Origin of the sequence: Acinetobacter junii CIP 64.5 (genome assembly GCF_000368765.1) — a bacterium.
In the GTDB taxonomy this organism is placed as follows: domain Bacteria; phylum Pseudomonadota; class Gammaproteobacteria; order Pseudomonadales; family Moraxellaceae; genus Acinetobacter; species Acinetobacter junii.
Genome location: NZ_KB849653.1, coordinates 43756 through 66992, shown reverse-complemented (window position 1 = coordinate 66992; position 23237 = coordinate 43756). Strand labels below are relative to the sequence as shown.

The window sequence follows — 23237 nt, the reverse complement described above, 5'->3', positions numbered from 1 at the left end:
ATATTACTCTATTTTTGATTTATTAATATAGGACTTACGCACTATTATTTATAGATTCTCTGTGGTAGCAGATGATTTTTATCGAGAATAAAGTCATCAATGAAGTTTTTGATCATTGGTCTAAATAATTTCTTCTGCCAACGATATATATTTTCAAAGATCCGCTCAAAATGGTTCTTTTGTATCTCAACGTAGGCCATCAAGGCTGAAAAAATATGATTCAAAATCAGTTTAGATCGTCTTACTTGAAACTTTTCAATATGACAAACCTGTTTAATCACCCGGTGATATTGCTCTATTTTCCAATGACTTGAATGTAATTCATGAAAACCCTCAAAGGACAATAAATCATCTTCATCTTGATGCACAATATAAAACCTCTGCTGTTCTTTTAACTGAGTCTTAAATAATTGTACAAAGCCAAAATCTTTGAGCCAGACTACTTGACCCTGATGGAAATCTGGCAATAAACGCAGTTGAAACCATTGTCCTTTTTCTGGGGAAACCTTACGGTTACAGTCGATACCAAACATAAATCGAATACCATATTTTCTTATGGTTTTTAGATTTCCAGTCGATGAATACCAACTATCACCTGTAATAAATTGAATCTTTGCACCCCAACTGAGTACTTCACTTAACATATCCATAAAGTAATCATTCTTGGTTTTACTTTCAGATTTGTCATAAATTCGGAAATTAATTGGAATATTTTGACCATTTTGATCTGTCGCATACAAGGTAATCAGATTAATACCCTTGACGGATCGGTGGTGTTTGCCTGACCAAAAATAGCTAACTAAGTCCATATGTTGACTATATGGTTTATCTAAAACAGTATCATCAATACTGACTATAAGTTTGTTATTATCAATATGTTGAATTGATTCTTGATATAGGTCGTGAGGTGTGTAATCTTCACGCTCTAGAAAGCGATTTACACTATCATGCGAGATATTATAAGTCTCGGCAAGTTGTGTGCAGCTAATAGAGTTCGGTTCTGTCATGAGAAAGCCCATATAAATGGGTAGAGTACAAGTTGCTGTAGAAGCATGTTTAATTCGTCTGATCACAGATACTTTATAAAGTATTTTAGTACTTTTTTGAATCCGTCAATGCGTAAGTCCTATAATACATATAATTATTTGATAAAAGACAAGTTATGTCGTCTTTCTCTGATTTTTTAAAGACATAAAAAAGCTCTTCATAAAGAAGAGCTTTTAACAATCCAATGCTACTAAATACGTTTTGGTAGGGTAGCCACCCAATTTAATAGATTAGTCGCATCATTTGTACGTGCTTGAGAAGTTGAAGCCCCGAGCAATACGACAACAGCTGGACGAGAATTAACTGTGGTGTGCATCACTACACAACGTCCTGCCTCATTGATATAACCTGTTTTTGATAAGTTAATATTCCAACCACCATTACGTACTAATGAATTGGTATTATTAGACTTCAAAACACGATAGCCTAAATTAAAATCATAAGTAGGTGTTGTTGAGAACTGACGAATCAAACCATATTGAGATGCAGCACTCACCAAAATACCTAAATCTCTTGCTGATGAAACATTATGTGGATCAAGGCCTGTAGATTCAGCATAACGCGTTGATGTCATACCTAGTTGTCTTGCTTTAGCATTCATCGCAGCCACAAACGCTGAACGACCGCCTGGATATGTACGAGCTAAAGCAGCAGCAGCAGGATTCTCAGATTTCATCAATGCGAAAAGCAGTAGTTCTGCACGATTCATCGTATCCCCGGCACGCAATGTAGAACTTGAGTTCTTACCACCAGCACCAGCGAAATCGATTTGTTGTAAGGTGATCTCTTCCGACATGTCTAAACGAGCATCAGCTGTCACAACTGCGGTCATGACTTTAGTAATCGATGCAATTGGAACTGCTAAGCTACTATTTTTACTGTACAGTACTTCACCAGTTTGTGCATCCATGACTAATGCTGCACGTGCATTGACAGAGGGTTGATTGCTATACCCGAAAGTGTCACGTATTTGTACGTTCTTTTGAGGCGCCGTTGATGAAGTAATGGAAGCAGAGCCACTCCCTCGTAAACTTGTCGTGACTGAAGTTGAACCTTGTGGGCTGATCTCAGTCTCATCATCTTCCAGAAATTGACTGACATCATTTGCAGACCAACTAATCGAAGCTGACGAACTGCCCGCACTCGGAGATACTGAATTATTATTCACTAATTCAGCAAAACTTGTTGAACTCCACGCCAACAAGATCGACATGCTTAACACATGCAAGACAGATTTTTTAGAATTTTTCACGACACAATACTCAACTCAGGACGCTGTACATTTGCGCTTACTATCATTATGCCTTACATTTGAACAAATCGGGTAAAGCTTTTGTAGACACAATTGTGTACAACTATTCTCTAATCACAAAGAATAGGATTGCTAATTTTGTCGTTTCATTGCAAGCTAATTTTGCTTTATGTAACAAAAAACCAGTTTTTTGAAAAAAAAGGAGGTCTTCTTGATCACTGTTCTCGTTGTTGATGATCATGAACTCGTACGCACAGGCATTTGCCGTATGTTAGAAGACCATCCAGATGTAGATGTTATTGGACAAGCTGAATCTGGCGAGGAAGCAATTGCATTGGTTCGTCAAAAACACCCTCAAGTGGTGTTGCTTGATGTCAATATGCCAGGAATTGGTGGCGTTGAAACTACTCGCCGACTACTCCAGTCAGCACCAGATACAAAAGTGATTGCTGTCAGTGGTTTAGCAGAAGAACCCTACCCATCACTACTGCTCAAAGCTGGTGCTAAAGGTTATATTACCAAAGGTGCACCAATTTCAGAGATGGTTCGAGCGATCAATAAAGTCATGCAACGTGGTAAATACTTCAGTGCTGATATTGCAGAGCAGTTAGCTAGCTCATATCTTTCAGATACTCAACAATCCCCATTTGATTCGCTTTCAGAACGTGAAATGCAAGTTGCGATGATGGTCGTTAACTGTATTAGTGCTCAGGAAATTGCTGATAAATTGTTTGTAAGCGTTAAAACTGTCAATACTTATCGTTATCGTATTTTTGAAAAACTTGGGATTGATAGTGATGTCAAACTCACACACTTAGCGATTCGATACGGTCTTATTAAACCTTAAGAAAAGTGATCACATATGCTGGGCAAAATAGCCTCTTCCGTCTCCCAAACCGTCTATAAGCTTGGTATTTGGTATAGTGGATATCGGCTGATTATCTCTATCAGCCTTTTGCTCATTTATTTATTAACGGCTGAGCAATTAGCCTCAGACTATGATTACCCTTTTTTATATTTCTATACACTGATTTGCTTTATTGCATTTAGTATTTTCCAGCTTTTTTTACTCAAAATACTTCCAGTACAAGTCACTAAACAGCTCATTTTAATTTTTCTTATTGATGTGATTTGTTTAGCGTTGATTACTTTCTCTGCGGGGGGGCCAAACTTACAATTAAGTTTGCTGTACGTAATCGTAATCTTTTCTTCTGCAATTCTACTAAACTCTCAGCTCTCGCTGATCGTGACACTTTTTGCTGTCATTATGGTGGTTTATCAACGTTTTATTGGCGATTTTTTTAACTACAATAACTTAAATCATTTAAGTAATAGTATCTTTCTCGCTTTTTTATTCTTTGTTGTGCATGCGATTGGACGTATTGCAGTACAACGTTTTAAAATTTTAGAGACGTTGACATTCCATCAATCCATAGAGATTCATCAACTTCAAAATATCAACCGCTACATCCTTGAACAGATTGAAGATGGTTATCTCGTTCTAGATGAAAGTAACCATATTGTTTTAAGTAATCCTGCTGCCAATACTTTACTTGGAATTAATGTCCCTGTTTCTACTGAGAAAACACCTTTAATAAAATGGCAACCTGATCTTTTTGAGCTGATCAAATTTAGTGAGCTAAAAGATGGTGAGGAATTTAGTTTTGAATCACAACTTAGCCCATACACGGTCAATGTTCGAGTCAAACATTTAATTGTTCCTGAACAGCCCCTATTCTTATTGATCCTGAAAGATGCCCAAAAACTTACTCAACAGGTTCAACAATTAAAATTGGCAGCTTTAGGACAACTTTCTGCAAGTATTGCACACGAAATCAGAAATCCACTTGCAGCTATTGTACAAGCCAATGAATTACTTAAGGGTAGCGATATCCATCAGCAAGACATGCTATCTCGAATGATTAGCAAACAGGCAAAAAGGATCGATAGCATCATTCAAGATACTCTGGGAATGGCACGTAATAAACCCACTGAACCACAAATTATTCAATTAACAGAATTTTTTGAAACATTATTAAATGAAGATTTAGCAGATGTTAAATCTAAGATCCAACTCAGTTTGCCTGAAAATTTAACGATCCTGTTTGATGAAAAACAATTAAGACAAGTATTAATCAATCTTATTTGTAATGCTATAAGACACAATGCACCTGAAGCAGAATATATTGAAGTGAATATTCATCTAAATGATGGTCGCACCCGAATAGATGTGATTGATTTTGGTACAGGCGTTGCAAAAAGAGATATTTCTCAGTTATTCAAACCATTTTTTAGTACCGAAATTAAAGGAACTGGTTTAGGATTGTACTTGTCTCATAGTTTTTGTGAGGCAAATCATGCAAAGCTCAATTATATAGAGCAACAACAAGGAGCATGTTTCAGGATTGAATGCTCAAAAATTCATTGATTAAATTAGGTTTTTCGGGGAAATGGCAACTAAACAACCTCTCGTCTTACTCGTAGACGATGAAGAAGACTTATGTCTTCTTATGCAAATGACGCTCGCACGTATGGGAATCAAAACTCATCTTGCATATCGTGTGGAGCAAGCCAAAAAATTCTTTACCGAGTTTCAGTACGATGCATGTCTAACCGATCTTAATCTTCCAGATGGAAATGGTCTTGATCTCGTTAAACATGTGACTCAAAACTATCCAAACACACCCATCGCTGTTCTTACTGCTTACGGAAATATGGACATTGCAATTGCAGCACTGAAAGCTGGAGCGTTTGACTTTGTTAGCAAACCAGTGAATCAGACACATCTTGATCAACTGATTCAAAAAGCTTTAAACCGCCCTCAACCCGAACAAGAGGCGGTAGAAACAGCCTTAGAAAACAAATTGCTGATTGGGCGTTCAACACCTATTCAACAATTACGGATCGCTTTAAAAAAGATTGCCCGTTCACAAGCACCTGTTTTTATTACAGGTGAATCAGGAACAGGAAAAGAAGTTGTTGCGAACTTAGTTCATCGTTTAAGTAATCGCAGCGAAGGACCTTTCATTGCCATCAACTGTGGTGCTATTCCAACAGAATTAATGGAAAGCGAATTATTCGGTCATAAGAAAGGCAGCTTTACAGGTGCAACACAAGATAAACAAGGACTTATCTTATCTGCACACGGTGGCAGCCTTTTTTTAGATGAAATCGCAGAACTTCCCTTAAATATGCAAGTAAAACTTTTACGTGCAGTACAAGAGAAAAAAATTCGTCCAGTTGGATCAGATCAAGAAATTGATGTGGATTTCCGTGTGATTAGTGCCAGCCACCAAGATTTAGAACTCTTGGTTCAGCAAGGTCGCTTTAGGCAAGATTTATTCTTCCGCATTCATGTGATGGATATCGTATTGCCCCCACTTCGTGAGCGTGGTCAAGATATCTTAATTCTGGCAAATCATTTTATTCAAAAGATTAGCCAAGAATGGGAGTTACCTGTTAAATCCCTCACCACACGTGCAGAGCAATTCCTCTTGCAGCAATATTTTCCAGGTAACGTTCGCGAACTTCGAAATATTATTGAACGTGCGATCACTCTCAGTGATGATGAAACCATTGATTTGGCTCATCTGCAAACCGCACCTCTGCGTAGCTCAATCAGTATTCCTTCAAATGCTTATGTTCAGTCAGATGAAAGTGAAATAACGCTGCAAAGTGCGAGTCCAAACCCAAGCTCTAAAAAATTACCGCCAGAAGGTTTGGAGCGCTATTTAGAAAATATTGAAAAAGAAGTATTATTGAATGCTTTAAATCTGACCCACTGGAATCGAACGCTAGCAGCAAAAAAACTTGGAATGACCTTCCGATCTTTACGCTATCGTTTGAAAAAGTTTGGTTTAGATACTGAGGATGATGAGTAATCTCTGAATAAGAAGCCCCATAAAATTTGGGGTTTTTTTTAGATTTTGCTTTTTAAAGTCAATTCTGCCACATGTTCTAGATATGCATCTTCCCTTGTTTCAGGCGACAAGGGATAGGTTTGATGAGGTTGAATCCCTTGACCTTCAATCATATGTCCTTCAGGCGTATAATAATGAGAAACAGTCATTTGTAAGGCGGCTCCGCTAGGAAGTGGAAAAAGCTTTTGCACCACGCCTTTTCCATAACTATTTTCACCAATTACCCACGCTCTTTTATGCTCTTTTAATGCAGCAGTAAATACTTCAGCAGCTGATGCGGAACGATGATTAATCAAAATTCCTACTTTTAGATTTTGAAAGTCATTTGAAGGAAGTGCTTGAAATTGTTGATCTCCCTCAGAACGACTTTTTGTCGTCACGATCAAACCTTGGTTTAAAAATAAATCGGCTGACTCAACAGCAGCGGATAACAATCCACCTGGATTATTACGTAAATCCAAAACAACAGCTTTCAAACGATTTGAACTATATTCATCAATAATTCTTTTGATTTCATTTGCAGTGTCTTGTTGAAAGACACGAATTTTTAAAACTAAAACTTGATTGTGCAGTAACTCAGGTTCGATATCCGTTTCAACTTTTTTGTTTCTGACTAAGATGATAGTACTCGTGCTATTTTCAGCTTGTATTTGTACTGTACTTCCGATGGACCCATAAAGTAAGCCGAGAACTTGATCTTGATTTAGATTTTTTAATTCTTGATTATCAATTTTTAAAATTGTCTGCCCATTCCGCAAACCCAATTTATTTGAATCAGAACCTGTTTTTAAATCTTGAATCTGCCATGCACGGATATGCGTGTCGTAATTCAAATTAAAATCAACTGATGCTAAATCACCTTCGGTATATTGAATGAGTTGGCGATATTCTTCTGCAGAAAGATAACGAGAATAACGATCTAGACCACTAACTAGACCTTGTATAGATTGTTGGAACAAAGCATCATCAGATTTTTTATCGACGTAATTGTCTTTCACAATGCTATAGATTTGAACAAACTGTTGAATTGATTCTATCGGAACTTCGGCACTACGCGATTCAGGACTCTCATCCCATTCATGCGTATGTGAGATCGGCGCAGCAAAGGAGGAATATCCCCCACACATCAACAAACTAGCAAATAATGCGCGATATATGTTGTTGTGTGGGGTCATTCTCTCACCTTATTGTAACGTAATTAGATTTTTGCCTTGCATCTCTTGTGGAACAGGAAGATTCATCAAACTAAGCAATGTTGGTGCTACATCTGCAAGCACGCCACCTTCAGCAATTGTTGCTTGTGTAGGTCCAACATAAATGAATGGCACCAGCTCAGTGGTATGTTGCGTATGCACCTGTCCGCTTTCATAGTCCTGCATTTGCTCTACATTACCATGATCAGCAGTAATTAACATATGACCTTTGTTTGCCATCACTGCTTCGTAGACTCGACCTAAACATGCGTCCACAGTTTCTACTGCTTTCACAGCAGCATCAAACACACCAGTATGACCAACCATATCACCGTTAGCATAGTTCACAACTAACAGATCAAACTCACCTGAATTGATCGCATTAACCAACTCATCAGTGACTTCAATTGCACTCATTTCAGGTTTTAAATCGTAAGTTGCGACATTCGGCGATGGAATCAAAATACGCTTCTCACCTGCATATTCATCCTCACGACCACCACTAAAGAAGAACGTAACATGTGCATATTTTTCTGTTTCAGCAATTCGTAACTGTGTCTTACCCAACCCTGATAGATATTCACCAATCGAATTCTTCAACTCTTCAGGCATATAAGCAACGGGAGCATCAATACTTGCTTGATAACGAGTCAGCATAACGAATTTGGAAAGTGCTGGAATTACTTTACGTGTAAAGCCTGTAAAATCTTTTTCAACAAAAGCACGAGTAATTTCACGCGCACGATCAGCACGGAAATTCATAAATACAATACTGTCGCCATCTTGTATTTTAACAATGTCACCAATACGTGTTGCTTTGACAAATTCATCGTTTTCATCAGCAGCATAAGCGAGATCCAACGCTTCAACCGCATTGCTAGCAACACGAGTCGCCTCACCCTCAGTCATTAAACGATAAGCTTGTTCAACACGATCCCAGCGATTATCACGGTCCATTGCAAAATAACGACCAATCATCGAAACAATGCGACCTTGATTTGGGTATTGAGCAAATACAGCATCTAATTTTTCTAATGAAGGTTTCGCACTACGTGGTGGCGTATCACGACCATCGAGAAATGCATGTAAGTAGACCTTTGCACCACGTTTTAGTGCAAGCTCACACATCGCCACGATATGGTCTTCATGTGAATGAACGCCACCCTCTGACAACAAGCCCATGATATGCACAGCACCATTTGCAGCTTTGGCTTTTTCTACAGCATCAACCAATACTTCATGCTCAAAGAAAGCACCAGTACGGATATCTTTAGTAATACGAGTAAAATCTTGGTACAACACTCGACCTGCACCAAGATTCATATGTCCAACTTCAGAGTTACCCATTTGCCCATCTGGCAAACCGACATCTTCACCTGAACCAGAGATTAAACTATTCGGATGCTTCGCTTTCATGGCGGTTAGATTTGGCGTTTTTGCTGCTAAATACGCGTTATCTTCAACTGCTTCACGATGTCCTACACCATCCATGATTACAAGAACGTGAGGAATTTTGCCAGCATTTGCATCCGTCATATTGGACTCTCTGTTTGTCTATCATTTGATCGGCATAGTTTACCGAAATTTGACAAAATTCTCTATGACCTGACGGATGGCTTTGCTCAATCGATAAGATAGGGAAAGCAAATACTGCGTTAACGTGCTCGATAGAGCAAATAACTACCGATGCCGAACATCAGCATAATTGGCAACAATACAAACCAAGCAGGTGATGGTGCATAGACTAAACTTGCATAACCCAAGAAGTCTTGTAAATAGAAGAATCCTAACCCCGTAAAAAGTGCAATCACGAGCCTAAAGCCCATCGATTGTTGACGCAATGGACCAAAAATAAAAGAACACGCAATCAAAACCAGTGCAATCAATGCAAAAGGAGAAGATACTTTCTGCCAGAAAGCCAGTTCGTAGCTCTTTGGTACTTGGCTATATTCTTCCAAATAGCGCATAAAACTAACCAACTGACTTGGAGATAAATCTTCAGGATCTAAGGTTACCATGTGCACATATTTCGGCTGCAAAGCGAGACCTAATGCCTGTTCAGCATGATCAGTTTTGATCGCATTTCCTTGAGCCAGCAAATCAACTTGATGTGAGTCCTGTAAAGTCCATTGACCATCTTTCACAAACTGACCTTTCTCAGCAGTAATAAAAGACTGAAGACGATAATTTTGATCAAAATCAATTGACTGAATATTGCGTAATTGCCCTTGAGAGTTTGCATAGTCAATATATGTAAAACGTTGACCTTCTCTGGACCAATATCCTTTTACTTCACCTAAAGTCGCAACACTACGTTGTTTTTTAATGCTTTGAGCTTTTTCATTTGTATATGGAATAACCCATTCACTTAATACAAAAGACAAAACAATTAATAACAGTGCCGAACGCATAACCCAGCCAACTATACGCCATAGGCTTATACCCACCGAGCGCATGACAATCAGTTCACTGTTCGATGCCAATGCCCCCAGACCAAGTACAGAACCTATCAACGCAGCTACAGGCAAAATTTCATACAAATATCGAGGCGCACCCCACATGACATACAAAAATGCCTGCCATGCATTGTAATTAGGTTTAAGTGAGCCTAACTCACCTAGATACGTAAACAACACTTGTAAAAAGGAAAGCACCAATGTTGTTCCCAACATTGCGAGTACCGTGGTTTTTGTCACATGTTTGGCGACTATTCGACGTGCTAACATCATAACCCCACTCGCTGAATGCCTTTCTTAATTTTAGGCGCTAATTTCTGTTTGCGTGCAAAAATCGCTGCTGCAATTGCATAGACAAGAAGCACAACTGGATATGCCCAAATATCTAACTCTTCTTTACTAATTCGGGTCTTAATTGCAATCATCAATACAATTAAACTGGCAAAAATAAAAATCGCAGGAATGAGACGATAATAACGACCTTGTCTCGGGCTAACTTCTGATAATGCTACGGCAAGCAACAAAGCAACAAGGATGACAAACGGTCCAAATATCCGCCATCCCAACTCACTACGAACCACCGAATCATCACGTTTTTGCCATAATTTACTCATCGATAATGCTTCAACATCATCACTTTCAAATTTAATGTCTTTATCATTTTCTAAACGTAAGCGATATGACTGAAATTCTGCTTGAGTGTAGCGTGGCTGATTCGGATAAATTTCGTAACGTCGCCCCTGAACGAGGTCCACCACATTGGCTGTGTCATTAGCCATTTCCACACGTGTAGCTTCTTTTGCCAAGATCATGACATCAGGTTTGTCTTCACGTTCAGCTTTTTGATAATAGAAAATATCTTTTAAGTTTTTGCGATCTTCTGACAAAGAGCCAGCATAAATGGTGTATGGCCCAGAAGAAATAAACTCCTTCGGTCGAACCAAATCAAAACCTGCTCGCACTGCTTGAGTTTGCATCAAACTCTCGTAAGCTCTGATTCCCGACGATGATCCCCAAAACATCAGAAAAGATTGAACAAGCAAATAAACGAAGGTCATCGGTAATAATAATTTTGCCAATTGATTTCGACTGACGCCACTACCATTTAACACCGCCATTTCATGGTCAACATAAAGTCGACCAAATACCAGCATCAATCCAATAAAGAAACCGAGTGGAAGAATCAACGTCAAAAATTCGGGTAGACGATATGCAATGATACTCAGCAAAACGCCAGCATCTAAACGACCTTGTGCAGCTCGTCCAAAAATCTTGATTAACTGACCACCCATGATAATGAGCGTAAGTAATGCAGTTACAACCAAAGAAGTGGACACCACTTGTTTGACGAGATAACGCCGAATAATCAAAGTAATGCTTCCAAAAAATAGACCAATCGTGGGGTAACGCTAGTTTACCCGAATGTTAAAAATATAAAACCTATCGCATGTTGCCGATTGCAAGCTCATACCTGAACGTGTTTAATGGACTTATCTATCTTTTTTGCTCATTAGGTTTTACATAAACAATGAAATTTACACTTCATACCGCATTACCAACTCAAGCGTCTAGTGAATCCTTGTGGATTTTAGTTGATTCAGAGCAATTACAACACGGCACAAAGTCTTATAAAATCAACAACCTAGATAATCTTATTTCAGCAACACAATTTAAAGCAGTCTTTAACGAGAATTTACCGCTTATTGCTCAAATAGAAGTGCAATCTAATGCCCAACTGCTTGGTTTAGGTAAAAGTAACGAGTTAAAACCGAATAAATTAGCAAAACTCGCACAAAGCATTATCAAATCGTCACAAAATAAATTTAAAGAAATTACGATTGATCTCACTGCTTTGCCAACAGATTTACATGCCTTATTCGCACTCACTTTAAGTCAAGCAGGCTATGGTTATGACGAATTCAAATCCAAAAAAAATGAATTTGTCTTAGAAACCATTCATCTTGTTGCTGAAACAACTCTATTAGATGATGCACAACTCAACTTAGTTCATGCTGTTCAGTCTGGACAAAACTATGCACGCGACTTAGGTAATCGACCAGGAAATATTTGCTTCCCAGAATATTTAGCTGATCAAGCACTGGCTCTTGCTGCGCAATATCCAGATATGTTGCAAGTTACCATTCTTGATGAACAACAAATGGCTGACCTTGGGATGTATGCGTTCCTTGCTGTAAGCAAAGGATCTGATCGTCCAGGTCGAGTGATTACTCTTGAATACAAAGCCAATACAGATCAAGCTCCGATCGTACTTGTCGGTAAAGGTGTAACCTTTGATACAGGTGGTATTTCACTGAAGCCTGGTGCTGGTATGGATGAGATGAAATTTGATATGTGTGGTGCTGCTTCAGTACTTGGCATAATGCAGGCTCTTTGTGAAGCACAGCTACCAATTCATGTGGTAGGTGCGATTGCCGCAGCGGAAAATATGCCATCAGGTCGGGCAACTCGACCTGGTGATATTGTAACGACCATGAGTGGTCAAACTGTAGAAATTTTAAATACTGATGCAGAAGGTCGTCTGGTTCTATGTGATACGCTCACCTATATCAAACGCTTTAACCCTGCTCTTGTGATTGATATTGCAACACTTACAGGTGCATGTGTCGTTGCATTAGGTAAAGTTGTAAGTGGCTTATTTACTCCTGATGATGAATTGGCTCAAGAGCTGCTACAAGCTGGCGAACAATCACTCGATCGTGTTTGGCGCATGCCTGTGATGGAAGAATATCAGGAATTGCTAGATTCACCTTTTGCAGACATTGCGAATATCGGCGGCCCACATGGTGGGGCAATCACAGCAGCATGTTTCCTCGAACGTTTCACACGTGACTATCGCTGGGCACATCTCGATGTTGCTGGTACAGCATGGTTATCTGGAGCAGCTAAAGGAGCAACAGGTCGCCCAGTTCCATTATTGATGCAATTTTTAGCAAATCGTGCTCAAGCAAATAGCTGAATGTTGTGACATTTATTTTTGTCATAAAAATAGGGCTTGAATATAACTTTGGACGATTCAAACTTGAGAAATTTCTAGCCCTATTTGAGCATATTGATGTATTCGCTAGTGAATACATCAACTCAACCATAAAAAACAGATATGTGTAATTAGATGTCAACTCAAGCTCAAATTAGTTTTTATCTATTTGAAAATAGTACTGAGCGACAAGTTGAAAGTGCTTGTCGTTTATGCCGAAAAATTTTGAACCAACATCCTAAAGTGTGGTGGTATTGCGATAATGCAGAAATGCAGAACGAACTTGATGAGAAGCTTTGGACTTTTGATCCAACAAGTTTTATCCCCCATGGGATTCATTTAGAAAATAGTGCCGTATGTATTTCAGAAGAATTACCATCATCCAATGATTGGATTGTCTTTAATTTTAACAATCATGCACTTGAACAAACTCAAGAATTTCGACACATTATCGAAATTATTGAAAATAATGAAATTGCGAAACAAATCGGTCGAGAAAAATTTAAAATGTATCGTCGTTTAGGTATAGCACCTCGAACATTTAAATTATAAATCCGAAATTAGAGCGTCATTCGAGGAGTGTCAGGTGGCATTAAATGTAGGTCAAGACTTTAAAAAACGCTGGTTAAACACGCCTGAAGCGGTTCGCCAAACGTATCAAGAAGATTTAGCTCGCATCTGTGATTTACTCCTGCCCCAAACACCCATCCAAACTTGGGTTCATCATGATGAACAAGCACAACGAAATTCTGCACAACGAATTGAAAAAGCATATGCTGATCTCAAAGCAGAATTAATCGAACAAGCAAGAATCCGTAAACAATTGGCTTTAGAAAAGGCGCTTGAAGAAAAACGAGCTGCTGAAGCAGCATATGCAGCGCAGCTTCAAGCGGACGAAGAGCGTCAGTTCGAACAACAAACTGAACATTTAGCAGCATTACGTCATCATATTGACCAAGAAATTGCAGACCAAACTGAACGTTATCAAGTAAATCCAGAACAGCCAAGTATTGATTATGCTCAAGCCCAACACATGGTCATTAAAGATGAGCAAATACAATCTGAGCTTGAAAGTGTGCGTGTCCGACTGGAATTAGAAGCTGAAAGTATGATTGAACAAGCGGTCACAGTTTTTAGAGCAAAATTACATGCGATTGCGCAAGACGAAATAGAATACATTCTCAAAAATAGTCAATTTTCAGATGAAGAATAATAAAAAGCCCAGTTCAAACTGGGCTTTTTTGAATCATTTCAAGAAACCATTTTCGGCCAAAAATGCCATACTGATATTTGATTCAGTTTTCTGCTCAGCTGCCTTATCACCGAGTAGTAATCTTTCGATATAACGAGCCAATACATCAACTTCAAGATTGACTTTGCTTCCAACTTGCCAAGTTCCAATATTGGTACGTTCAGCCGTATGCGGGATCAAATTCAAACTCAAAATATTGCCGCGTAAATGGTTAATGGTCAGACTGATCCCATCAACTGTCACAGAACCCTTTTCTGCCAAATATTTGGCTAATTCAACAGGTGCAGTCACTTCAAAATACAATGAACGAGCATCATGGCGGACTAAAGTAATTTCACCCAAGCCATCAACATGACCACTGACAATATGCCCACCAAAACGAGTCGTTGGCAGCATTGCCTTTTCGACATTCACCGCTTGACCAACTTTCCACTGCCCCAATGTCGTACGATTCAAACTTTCACGGGAAACATCAGCCGCATACCAATTATCGCCCCATTCGACCACCGTCAAACAGATACCATTGGTTGCAATCGAATCCCCCAAATGCACATCCGACATATCCAGATCAGTTTGAATACGTAAACGAACATCGCCGCCCACACTTTGTAAGCTCTCAACCTTACCTAAACTTTCAATAATGCCTGTAAACATGGGAGTTTCAACCTATCTTTATGCAATACGCGCCATAGTCAATGAGATACCTTAAAGCAAAGAACTTGAGATAACAAGCCACTCAGAGTTCAAATCGTCAGAGATAAAAAAGGTAGTCATTTGACTACCTTTGAACAATTCAATGAGGTTTATTGAAACTCAGAAATTTGTGAGTTCATCTTTTCTTTGACTTCGACTTGCTGATGTTTTAGGAATTGGCTAAAGAAAAATTTATAGCCCAATACACCTAAACACGCACCTAAAATTGGTGCAAAAATAGGAACAATGAAATATGGAATATCACGACCACCAGTAAAAGCGATAGGTCCCCAGCCCATAAAGTAAGCAACCAATTTAGGACCGAAATCACGTGCAGGATTCATTGCAAACCCTGTTAATGGGCCAAAAGAAGCACCGATTACAGCGACAAGCAATCCGACCAAAATAGGTGCTAAAGCTCCACGTGGTAAACCATTGGTATCATCGCCAATGGCCATAATTAACCAAAGTAAAAGCATAGTGATAAACATTTCCACCATGAATGCTTGACCAATCGACAACAACGGATGTGGATAGGTTGAGAAAATCCCAGCTAACTCTAAACTTTCTACGCTGCCGCGGAGCATATGATGAGTCTGCTCATAGTCCAGAAATAAGTTACTGTATAAAGCATATACAAGGAATGCACCCAAGGCTGCACCAGCGACTTGTGAAATGATATAAAAAGGGACTTTACGTTTATCAAACCCAGCAAATAAAGCTAAAGCGATTGTAACCGCAGGATTGAGATGAGCACCTGAAATACCCGCTGATAAATAAACAGCTAGAGCAACTGCTAAACCCCAAACGATACTAATTTCCCATAAACCTAAGTTTGCTCCTGCAAGCTTAAGTGCAGCCACAACACCAATACCAAATGATAGAAATATTGCAGTAGCAAAAAACTCTGCGACACATTGACCCCATAAAGTAGGTTCCGAGTGACTCATAACAACCTCACTTGGTCATAGCCACTGATCAGCATGACCTTAAATCAAGCTCGGCAAAATATATTCATTTTCGAAAATGATCAATATTTTTAAGGTTATTTTTAGACCAAAAAGTAAAATATTTTTCAAACAACAAAATCAACAAGTTCAAATGAAAATAATATAAGCTTCTGTTTTTGATTATTATTTATAAAATTAACAATTAAATATGAATTTATAAAAGTGCTCTATAACTCACATACAAAACAATAACTTAATCTAAATATTAGCTCTAATGATTAAAAAAGATAAAAAATATAAAAGCCCAGACACCATTTTATAAAAAATGATGTCTGCATGAACCTACCATAGTGCAAGTTGCGTGCTGTTGCCTGTTGTATCGACCCCGCCTAGCTCAGCAAAATGATAAAGCTGCCCTAATAGTTGTCTTAATGGAGGACCAGACTTAGCATGAGTATCTGTAATGACAATAAATTCAAGTACACGCGCACGTTCAGATTGGCGCTGTTTACTAACTCGATAGCGAGGAACATCTTGCGTCAGTAGTGTTACTTTGCCGCGTTTTAAATTCGCTGTAAGTAAATCTTTAGGCTCGATATTTCCATCAGTTGAATAGCTCGTCAAAATATAACGTGCATTAATCGTTTCAAGTAACTTCTCATAAGCATCTTTGGCATGCTTCGAAGAGTTATAAGGGCTAGGACGCTCTTTACGCCATGCTCGATCAATACCACTCTTGAAGCCCTTTGTATCAGGTGATGGCAAATCGACTTGATCCCACAAAGTCAAAGCATTTAAAACATGATAATTACTGCTGTAAGCATGTTGGTTGTAAGGAGGATCAAGATAAGCAACATCAACCTCAAAACCACTCATTTGATTTGCTAAATGCTGAGCATCTACACACCACATTTCAGCAGCAGGTCGTTTGCTATCACCAATTTCACAAAAGCGACTTGGGGTAAGCCACAATAAAGATTCAATACGTTCTAGTGCAGTTTGAGTTCTCCCCCCCCACCCTTGATGGAAACTCTTGAATACACCACTGGTATTACTCACAAAACTGGCTGAATAAAGTAATGGCGCCAACAAAGCACTCATCTCGACATCATTAATTGCACCTTGAGCTTGCCATGTAGCAATCTGTTGTCGAATTGCATCTATACGCATGCCATTGCGGCGTTTAAAGAACAATCGATCACGGGAAGGATCGTAAATATCATCATTGCGCGGGCATAAATTATGGGTCACCCAGCCTTTGACTTCAGGGAGCCTGTTTAAGTAATCAATCGCCTTTTGATAACCACCCAACTCTTTGAAAGCTGGTGCATCCACACAAGCTAAAATGGCATGATTGAGTGCATGACTATAGGGCTCCCAATCATTAGCAATCACACGATACCCATTTTGGCGGGCTAAACGAGAAACAACACCACTCCCTGCAAAAAAATCCGCAAAAATCGGTGGATTCTTCTTTTTACTATTCAGAGTGCCCGTAATCTCAAGCGCTTCTAAAATCAAATGTAGAAGTCGACGCTTATTCCCGAGATATGGAACTAACTGATGAAAAAGATACTCGTCAGTGGTACGTGCTGCATGACGACGTTTGTGATAAACCGATGGTTCTGGATTCATATCATCTCTTGGATAGGGAGCAATCTCAGGCGAATATCTTGCCCAAGTTGGGTTACATCGACCAACTCAAAACGAAGTTGCTCTGCCATTTTGCTAAACTTAGCGTTGAACATTGGACGGGCAGATTGACCAAGTAAAGTAGGTGCAACATAACTAATCATTTCATCAACCAAACCTTGTTCTAAAAAGGCGGTTGATAAGGTTGCACCCGCCTCTACCAACACATCATAAATTTGATATTGCTGAGTGAGGGTTTGCAATAATTGATTCAATGGTTGCGGCGCTAATTGTATCACGCCTAAATCGGCAAGTTCTTGACGAAATGGTGTCATCACCATGACGGTTTCAGGATTTTGTAAAATCTTGGCACTCAGGGGTAACTGTCCCTGACGATCTAAAATAATTCGTTTAGGTTGTACAACCGAGCTGAGATCAATCCCGTCTAAGGAACGGACATTGAGTTCACAATCATCTGCCAGAACGGTCTGAATACCTGTAATCACAGCAGCGGAGATGGCTCGCCAATGTTGTACATCTTGACGTGCTGCTGTTCCAGTAATCCATTTCGACTCACCTGATGCCATCGCAGTCCGCCCATCTAAGCTAGATGCAATTTTCAAACGTACATAAGGTAAACCTGTCGACATCGCTTTTAAGAAGCCAAAATTTAAAGTTTTGGCTTCTTCATCACAAATCCCAGTTTCCACTTCTATGCCTGCATCTTGCAAGATTTTGACACCTTTACCAGCAACCAGAGGATTTGGATCAGAACAAGCAACGACAACCTTTTTGACTTGAGCTTTTACTAAGGCTTCAGCGCAAGGTGGTGTCCGACCAAAATGGGCACACGGCTCTAAAGTCACATATGCCGTGGCATCTTTGGCATTTTCTCCAGCTTGTCGAAGTGCAAATACTTCTGCGTGTGGCTGACCTGCTTTGGGATGAAAACCCTCACCTATGATTTTTCCATCTTTAACAATAACGCAACCCACATTGGGATTTGGTTTAGTCGAATACTGACCACGTCGTGCTAGATCAATAGCCTGTTGCATCCAGTACTGATTTTCAGAAAGATGATCTTGGATTAAATCGGACATGATTTCCCTAACTTAAGCTTCGTTTTCACGTTGTTGCATTTGCTCGATTTGACGACGAAATGCCTCTACATCTTGGAAATCTTGGTATACAGAAGCGAAACGAACATACGCCACATGATCCAATGCAAACAAAGCCTGCATGACAATTTCACCAATGGTTCTAGATTTGACATCACGTTCACCGATACGGCGAATTTGGGATTGAATGTCGCTCAGCACTGTCTCAATTTGCTCTTGAGTCACAGGTCGCTTCTGCAAAGCGTGCATCAGAGAGCGGCGAAGTTTTGCTTCATCAAAAGGCTCACTTTTCGCATCTGATTTAATAACCCGCGGCATTACCATTTCATAACTTTCGAAAGTTGTAAAACGCTCACCACACACCACGCACTCACGACGGCGACGAATCTGACTACCCTCGGCAGCCAAACGGGAATCGATAACTTTACTATCAGCGGCGTTACAAAATGGACAATGCATAGTTGTGCAATTAGTTATTCACGTCAACCAAGTGTATCAAAGTTTCAGCTATTGCTAAACAGAGAGCCACAATAGCGCATCAGTACAACCAAAAGTATATAAACGCTTTTTCATAGACATAAAAAAACAGCCCTTACGGGCTGCTTTTTTATCGATATTCGAAAGATCAATTATTCGATACGTTCGCCATGTTGGCTAAGGTCAAGACCCATACGTTCATCATCAGCGCTTACACGAATACCAATCACAAGATCAATCACTTTAAGGATAATGAAAGTCACAACACCACTATATACCATTGTTGCTAATACACCTTCAATTTGAACCCAAAGTTGGCCAGCGAATGTCGGAGCAAGTACAACACCAGCAGCTTTAATGATTTCATCACTGTAGAAGATACCTGTCAGTACTGCACCTACGATACCACCAACAGCGTGTAAACCGAATGCATCCAAAGCATCATCAGCTTTAAGTAAGCGTTTCAGTGCAGTAATACCCCAGAAACATACTACGCCACCGATCAGACCCATGATCAATGCACCACCTACACCAACGAAACCAGCAGCAGGAGTGATTACAACAAGACCAGCCACCGCACCAGATGCACCACCAAGAACAGAAGCTTTACCACGGATTAGACGTTCTACAAGTAACCAAGAGAATGCAGCAGCGGCAGCAGCAACTTGAGTTACCAAGATTGCCATACTTGCACGAGCACCCGCACCTAATGCGCTACCACCATTGAAACCGAACCAACCTACCCAAATCAAGCTCGCGCCGATTACAGTTAAAGTAAGGTTATGTGGCGCCATAGATTCACGACCAAGACCTGTACGTTTACCTAACATGTATGCAGCAACTAGACCAGCAACACCCGCGTTGATATGTACAACAGTACCACCAGCAAAGTCTAAAGCACCTGCTTTGAATAACCAGCCGTCTGCAGCCCAAACCCAATGAGTAATTGGAGCGTAAACAAGGATGACCCAGATTGCGATGAATGCCATGAACGCAGAATATTTCATACGATCAGCAATAGAACCACTGATAATTGCCACAGTGATGATCGCAAACGTCATTTGGAAAATTACAAATAAGCTTTCAGGAATCGTCCCGCTCAGCGCATCAAAAGCAACGCCATTTAACATCGCCTTCGCCAAGTCACCAACATAGGCACCTGAACCAGAGAATGCGAGAGAATAACCAACAATCACCCAAATCAAGCTCACAAGAATTGCAGCTGAAAGGCTGAACATCATGGTACTGAGTACGTTTTTCTTACGAACCATACCACCATAAAACAGCGCTAAACCTGGAATAGTCATTAACAGAACAAGTGCTGTTGAAACAAGGATCCAAGCGGTATCACCTGTATCTGCTGTTGGTGTCTCTTCAGGTGCTGGAGCAGCCTCTGCAGGAGCGGTAGTTTCAGCAACAACAGTCGTTACTGTTTCAGCGACGGTATCAGATGCTGCTACAGTTTGTTCTGTTGCTGGTGTTGAAGCAGCTTCTTCTGCCCAAACAACAGCCGAACCACCTAAGAGTGCGCCAGATAGACTGAGCGCCATAAGCATTTTTTTCATTCGTGTCCCCCAACCTTATTTTGTGAGCTATTTCTCTTATTTCTAACTCAGCAAACTTTATGCCAATTTAGACAGCATCTGGCCCTGTTTCACCAGTACGAATACGGATGACTTGTTCTAAATTCGTAACAAAGATTTTTCCGTCACCAATTTTTCCAGTGCTTGCGACACGAGTGATTGATTCGATTACGGCATCAACCATTTCATCGCTAATCGCAATTTCAATCTTCACTTTTGGCAAAAAATCAACCACATACTCTGCACCACGGTACAATTCTGTGTGACCTTTTTGACGCCCGAAACCTTTGACTTCAGTTACGGTAATCCCTTGAACACCAATATCAGAGAGCGCTTCACGCACGTCGTCTAATTTGAATGGTTTTACAATTGCAGTTACAAGCTTCATGTTTGTTTTCCTTCGGCTTATTTTCACCAGTAAGGTTTTATGTTCAATTTTCGTGCCAATATTTAAAGGTTGGGGATTTTTAAATATCAGGCACAAGCTTTCTTTATAACCTATTTAGCCTTGAAGATGTAGATATTCAATCGAAAATAAGTTTCATTTGCCAACGTTTAGCTAAAACAAGTCTCCAGTCATCCAACGTTCAACAACAAGTCTAGAGGATTCAGACAAGCAGTGTTACACTGAGCAGCAAATATACATAACTCATTGAGCTCATTATGATTGAAACTCTTTTACAAGCGATTTTGCAGCAAATTGATCAACCTAAAAAAGATTTAGAAAAGAACCTCCGCGCATTATTAAATGAAAGCATCGAGAAACTCGATCTTGTTTCCAAACAAGAACTAGATCGTCAAAGAACTGCCCTCAATTTAGCCAACCAACGTCTTACTGAGTTACAACAACAGATGAAAACTCTTGAAGAAATGGTGCAGAACAAAAAATAAGCACCTTTTCAGTGCAACTTGCACATTTAAATGATTAAAAATAAAGCACCACAATGGAACAATAATAAAATGTCTTTTGCAAAAATTTATACAAGGGGATTATTGGGGCTACATGCCCCTCAAATCGAGGTCGAAGTTCATATTAGTTCTGGCCTACCGTCTTTAACCATCGTGGGTTTACCTGAAGCAGCCGTCCGAGAAAGTAAAGATCGCGTTCGATCTGCAATAATTAATAGTGGTTTTCTTTTCCCAACCAAACGCTTAACCATCAATTTAGCACCTGCAGACTTGCCCAAAGATGGGTCACGACTTGACCTGCCAATTGCATTGGGGATTTTAATCGCTTCAGGTCAGCTTCCTGAAAATTGTACGGAAGGATTTGAATTTATTGGTGAACTTGCTTTGGATGGTCATTTACGTCCAACTTCAGGGGCATTAACTATTGCTATGGCTTGTCAGCAAGCTAAGCATCATTTAGTTCTTCCTGAATCAAATGTGGACGAGGCAAATCAACTAGAAGACTTTCAAGTTTATCCTGCCAAACATTTACAAGATGTATGTGCACATTTTTCGGGCTGTAGCCAAATAAAAGCCGCACCACAACGATCTATTTCATCATTATCACAATATCAATACGATCTTGCTGATGTTAAAGGTCAACTTCGTCCTCGCCGCGCATTAGAAATTGCGGCTGCAGGAGGTCATTCATTACTCTTTAAGGGACCACCTGGCACTGGAAAAACATTACTTGCATCTCGACTGCCTTCAATTTTACCCCCTTTGAATGCTCAAGAAAATTTAGAGGTTGCTAGTATCTATTCCGTAGCAAATGCTCAACATCATTTCGGTCAACGCCCTTTTCGTGCACCTCACCATACAGCATCTGCGATCGCTTTGGTTGGTGGAGGCTCTCAACCAAAACCTGGAGAAATTACGCTTGCTCATCGCGGCGTTTTGTTTTTAGATGAATTACCTGAATTCGACCGCAAAGTGCTTGAAGTTCTGCGCCAACCTTTAGAGTCTAAAGAAATCGTAATTTCTCGCGCGGCGAGACAAATGACCTTCCCTGCAAATTTTCAGTTTATCGCTGCAATGAATCCATGCCCTTGTGGATATGCATTTAATCAAGATAGTCGTTGTCAGTGTTCGCCTGAAAGTATTCAACGTTATCAAAATCGAATTTCAGGTCCACTTTTGGATCGAATCGATCTGCATATCGATGTTCCACCCTTGCAAGCTCAAGAGCTACAAGACCAAAAACCCTCAGAAAACTCTGAAACTGTTCGTCATCGAGTGATAAAAGCATATCAACAACAGATCAAAAGACAGCAATGCTTAAACCAAGCGCTTTCACCTCAACTTTTGGATCAACACGCTCGTTTAGACGAGGGATCTGCAAAAATTATTGAAATAGCACAACAAAGATTAAATCTATCGGCTCGTGCTTATCATCGGGTACTTCGCGTTGCAAGAACGATTGCTGACTTAGCTGAGAGTGACATTATATCTAGCTCACATTTAACAGAAGCCTTGTCTTATCGAGGTAGCAATAGCTAAAAAGCGACCTAATGGTCACTACTGTCCCATAGTTTGCTCTAAATAAAAAAAACTGAGTCTAAATAGTTAAAATATGAGTGCAAACAAACACTTTAACTATAAAGGACTCAGGTTTTGTCACATCAGAATACCGTATTTCATCAATTACTCAAACCCATTCTAAGACAAGATTTTGAACGTCTGGCTAAACTGCACCACTCTGGGCAAAAATTAAGATCAGC

The 23237-nt window shown here is 39.8% G+C and carries 22 protein-coding genes; 9 read left to right on the top strand and 13 right to left on the bottom strand.

Annotation, left to right across the window (positions count from 1 at the left end):
* Positions 1-44 precede the first annotated feature (44 nt).
* Both F948_RS00310 and pbpG read right to left on the bottom strand, forming a co-directional pair.
* Complete coding sequence (locus F948_RS00310) at positions 45-1073, bottom strand: IS701 family transposase (protein ID WP_080632264.1); 1029 nt, start codon at positions 1071-1073, stop codon at positions 45-47.
* A 164-nt stretch (positions 1074-1237) separates the two neighbouring features.
* The gene (gene pbpG / locus F948_RS00305) at positions 1238-2299 is read right to left on the bottom strand and encodes a D-alanyl-D-alanine endopeptidase PBP7/8 (RefSeq protein ID WP_004958501.1); all 1062 of its coding nucleotides are present in this window, start codon (positions 2297-2299) and stop codon (positions 1238-1240) included.
* Positions 2300-2510: 211 nt separating this feature from the next.
* Here pbpG and gacA point away from each other — a divergent pair, with 211 nt between their 5' ends.
* The 3 genes from gacA to F948_RS00290 are packed head-to-tail and all read left to right on the top strand — an operon-like array spanning position 2511 to position 6180.
* A complete protein-coding gene (gacA, locus tag F948_RS00300; protein WP_004917018.1) occupies positions 2511-3146 on the top strand; it encodes a response regulator transcription factor GacA in 636 nt (211 codons plus the stop codon).
* Positions 3147-3161: 15 nt separating this feature from the next.
* Positions 3162-4727, top strand: a complete 1566-nt coding sequence (locus tag F948_RS00295) for a sensor histidine kinase (protein WP_004958498.1) — start codon at positions 3162-3164, stop codon at positions 4725-4727.
* A 22-nt stretch (positions 4728-4749) separates the two neighbouring features.
* On the top strand, positions 4750-6180 hold the full coding sequence (locus tag F948_RS00290; protein WP_004958496.1) for a sigma-54-dependent transcriptional regulator: 1431 nt from the start codon (positions 4750-4752) through the stop codon (positions 6178-6180).
* Positions 6181-6218: 38 nt separating this feature from the next.
* Here F948_RS00290 and F948_RS00285 read toward each other — a convergent pair whose 3' ends face one another.
* The 4 genes from F948_RS00285 to lptF all read right to left on the bottom strand — a co-directional run bounded on the left by F948_RS00285 (position 6219) and on the right by lptF (position 11238).
* Entirely contained in the window at positions 6219-7394 is a 1176-nt protein-coding gene (locus F948_RS00285) for a S41 family peptidase (RefSeq protein WP_004957321.1), read from the bottom strand.
* A 9-nt stretch (positions 7395-7403) separates the two neighbouring features.
* Positions 7404-8948 carry a 2,3-bisphosphoglycerate-independent phosphoglycerate mutase gene (gene gpmI / locus F948_RS00280; protein ID WP_004958494.1) on the bottom strand — a complete coding sequence of 515 codons (1545 nt, stop codon included), beginning with the start codon at positions 8946-8948 and terminating at the stop codon, positions 7404-7406.
* A gap of 119 nt (positions 8949-9067) precedes the next feature.
* A complete protein-coding gene (gene lptG / locus F948_RS00275; RefSeq protein WP_017397484.1) occupies positions 9068-10138 on the bottom strand; it encodes an LPS export ABC transporter permease LptG in 1071 nt (356 codons plus the stop codon).
* A complete protein-coding gene (gene lptF / locus F948_RS00270) occupies positions 10138-11238 on the bottom strand; it encodes an LPS export ABC transporter permease LptF (RefSeq protein ID WP_004917030.1) in 1101 nt (366 codons plus the stop codon). Before lptF ends, lptG begins: the two co-directional genes overlap by 1 nt.
* 158 nt (positions 11239-11396) lie before the next feature.
* Here lptF and F948_RS00265 point away from each other — a divergent pair, with 158 nt between their 5' ends.
* The 3 genes from F948_RS00265 (at position 11397) to blhA (ending at position 14076) form a co-directional block, all read left to right on the top strand.
* A complete protein-coding gene (locus tag F948_RS00265; RefSeq protein ID WP_004958489.1) occupies positions 11397-12845 on the top strand; it encodes a leucyl aminopeptidase in 1449 nt (482 codons plus the stop codon).
* 153 nt (positions 12846-12998) lie between these two features.
* Complete coding sequence (locus tag F948_RS00260; protein WP_004917037.1) at positions 12999-13415, top strand: DNA polymerase III subunit chi; 417 nt, start codon at positions 12999-13001, stop codon at positions 13413-13415.
* A gap of 34 nt (positions 13416-13449) precedes the next feature.
* Entirely contained in the window at positions 13450-14076 is a 627-nt protein-coding gene (blhA, locus tag F948_RS00255) for a cell division protein BlhA (RefSeq protein WP_004917039.1), read from the top strand.
* A 33-nt stretch (positions 14077-14109) separates the two neighbouring features.
* On the opposite strand, the gene F948_RS00250 is transcribed toward blhA, so the two are convergent.
* The 7 genes from F948_RS00250 to glnK form a co-directional block, all read right to left on the bottom strand.
* Positions 14110-14769 (bottom strand): riboflavin synthase, encoded by a 660-nt coding sequence (locus F948_RS00250; RefSeq protein ID WP_004958486.1) that lies wholly within the window; start codon positions 14767-14769, stop codon positions 14110-14112.
* Positions 14770-14918: 149 nt separating this feature from the next.
* On the bottom strand, positions 14919-15758 hold the full coding sequence (locus F948_RS00245) for an MIP/aquaporin family protein (protein ID WP_004958482.1): 840 nt from the start codon (positions 15756-15758) through the stop codon (positions 14919-14921).
* A gap of 342 nt (positions 15759-16100) precedes the next feature.
* Complete coding sequence (locus F948_RS00240) at positions 16101-17393, bottom strand: DNA adenine methylase (RefSeq protein ID WP_004917048.1); 1293 nt, start codon at positions 17391-17393, stop codon at positions 16101-16103.
* Positions 17390-18490, bottom strand: a complete 1101-nt coding sequence (ribD, locus tag F948_RS00235) for a bifunctional diaminohydroxyphosphoribosylaminopyrimidine deaminase/5-amino-6-(5-phosphoribosylamino)uracil reductase RibD (protein ID WP_004958479.1) — start codon at positions 18488-18490, stop codon at positions 17390-17392. The genes F948_RS00240 and ribD overlap by 4 nt, the downstream gene beginning before the upstream one ends.
* 12 nt (positions 18491-18502) lie before the next feature.
* Positions 18503-18967 carry a transcriptional regulator NrdR gene (nrdR, locus tag F948_RS00230; RefSeq protein WP_004958476.1) on the bottom strand — a complete coding sequence of 155 codons (465 nt, stop codon included), beginning with the start codon at positions 18965-18967 and terminating at the stop codon, positions 18503-18505.
* A 170-nt stretch (positions 18968-19137) separates the two neighbouring features.
* A complete protein-coding gene (locus F948_RS00225; RefSeq protein ID WP_004958473.1) occupies positions 19138-20550 on the bottom strand; it encodes an ammonium transporter in 1413 nt (470 codons plus the stop codon).
* Between the two features lie 67 nt (positions 20551-20617).
* Positions 20618-20956, bottom strand: coding sequence for a P-II family nitrogen regulator (glnK, locus tag F948_RS00220; protein WP_000780326.1), 339 nt, complete (start codon positions 20954-20956; stop codon positions 20618-20620).
* A gap of 275 nt (positions 20957-21231) precedes the next feature.
* Between glnK and F948_RS00215 the strand changes: the two genes are divergently transcribed.
* The 3 genes from F948_RS00215 to F948_RS16280 all read left to right on the top strand — a co-directional run.
* Positions 21232-21459: an accessory factor UbiK family protein gene (locus F948_RS00215; protein ID WP_004958469.1), complete on the top strand. Its 228-nt coding sequence runs from the start codon at positions 21232-21234 to the stop codon at positions 21457-21459.
* A 69-nt stretch (positions 21460-21528) separates the two neighbouring features.
* Complete coding sequence (locus F948_RS00210) at positions 21529-23016, top strand: YifB family Mg chelatase-like AAA ATPase (RefSeq protein ID WP_026057411.1); 1488 nt, start codon at positions 21529-21531, stop codon at positions 23014-23016.
* A gap of 114 nt (positions 23017-23130) precedes the next feature.
* Positions 23131-23237: DUF4372 domain-containing protein (locus F948_RS16280; RefSeq protein WP_004958461.1), on the top strand; the 107-nt coding region annotated here is incomplete at its 3' end.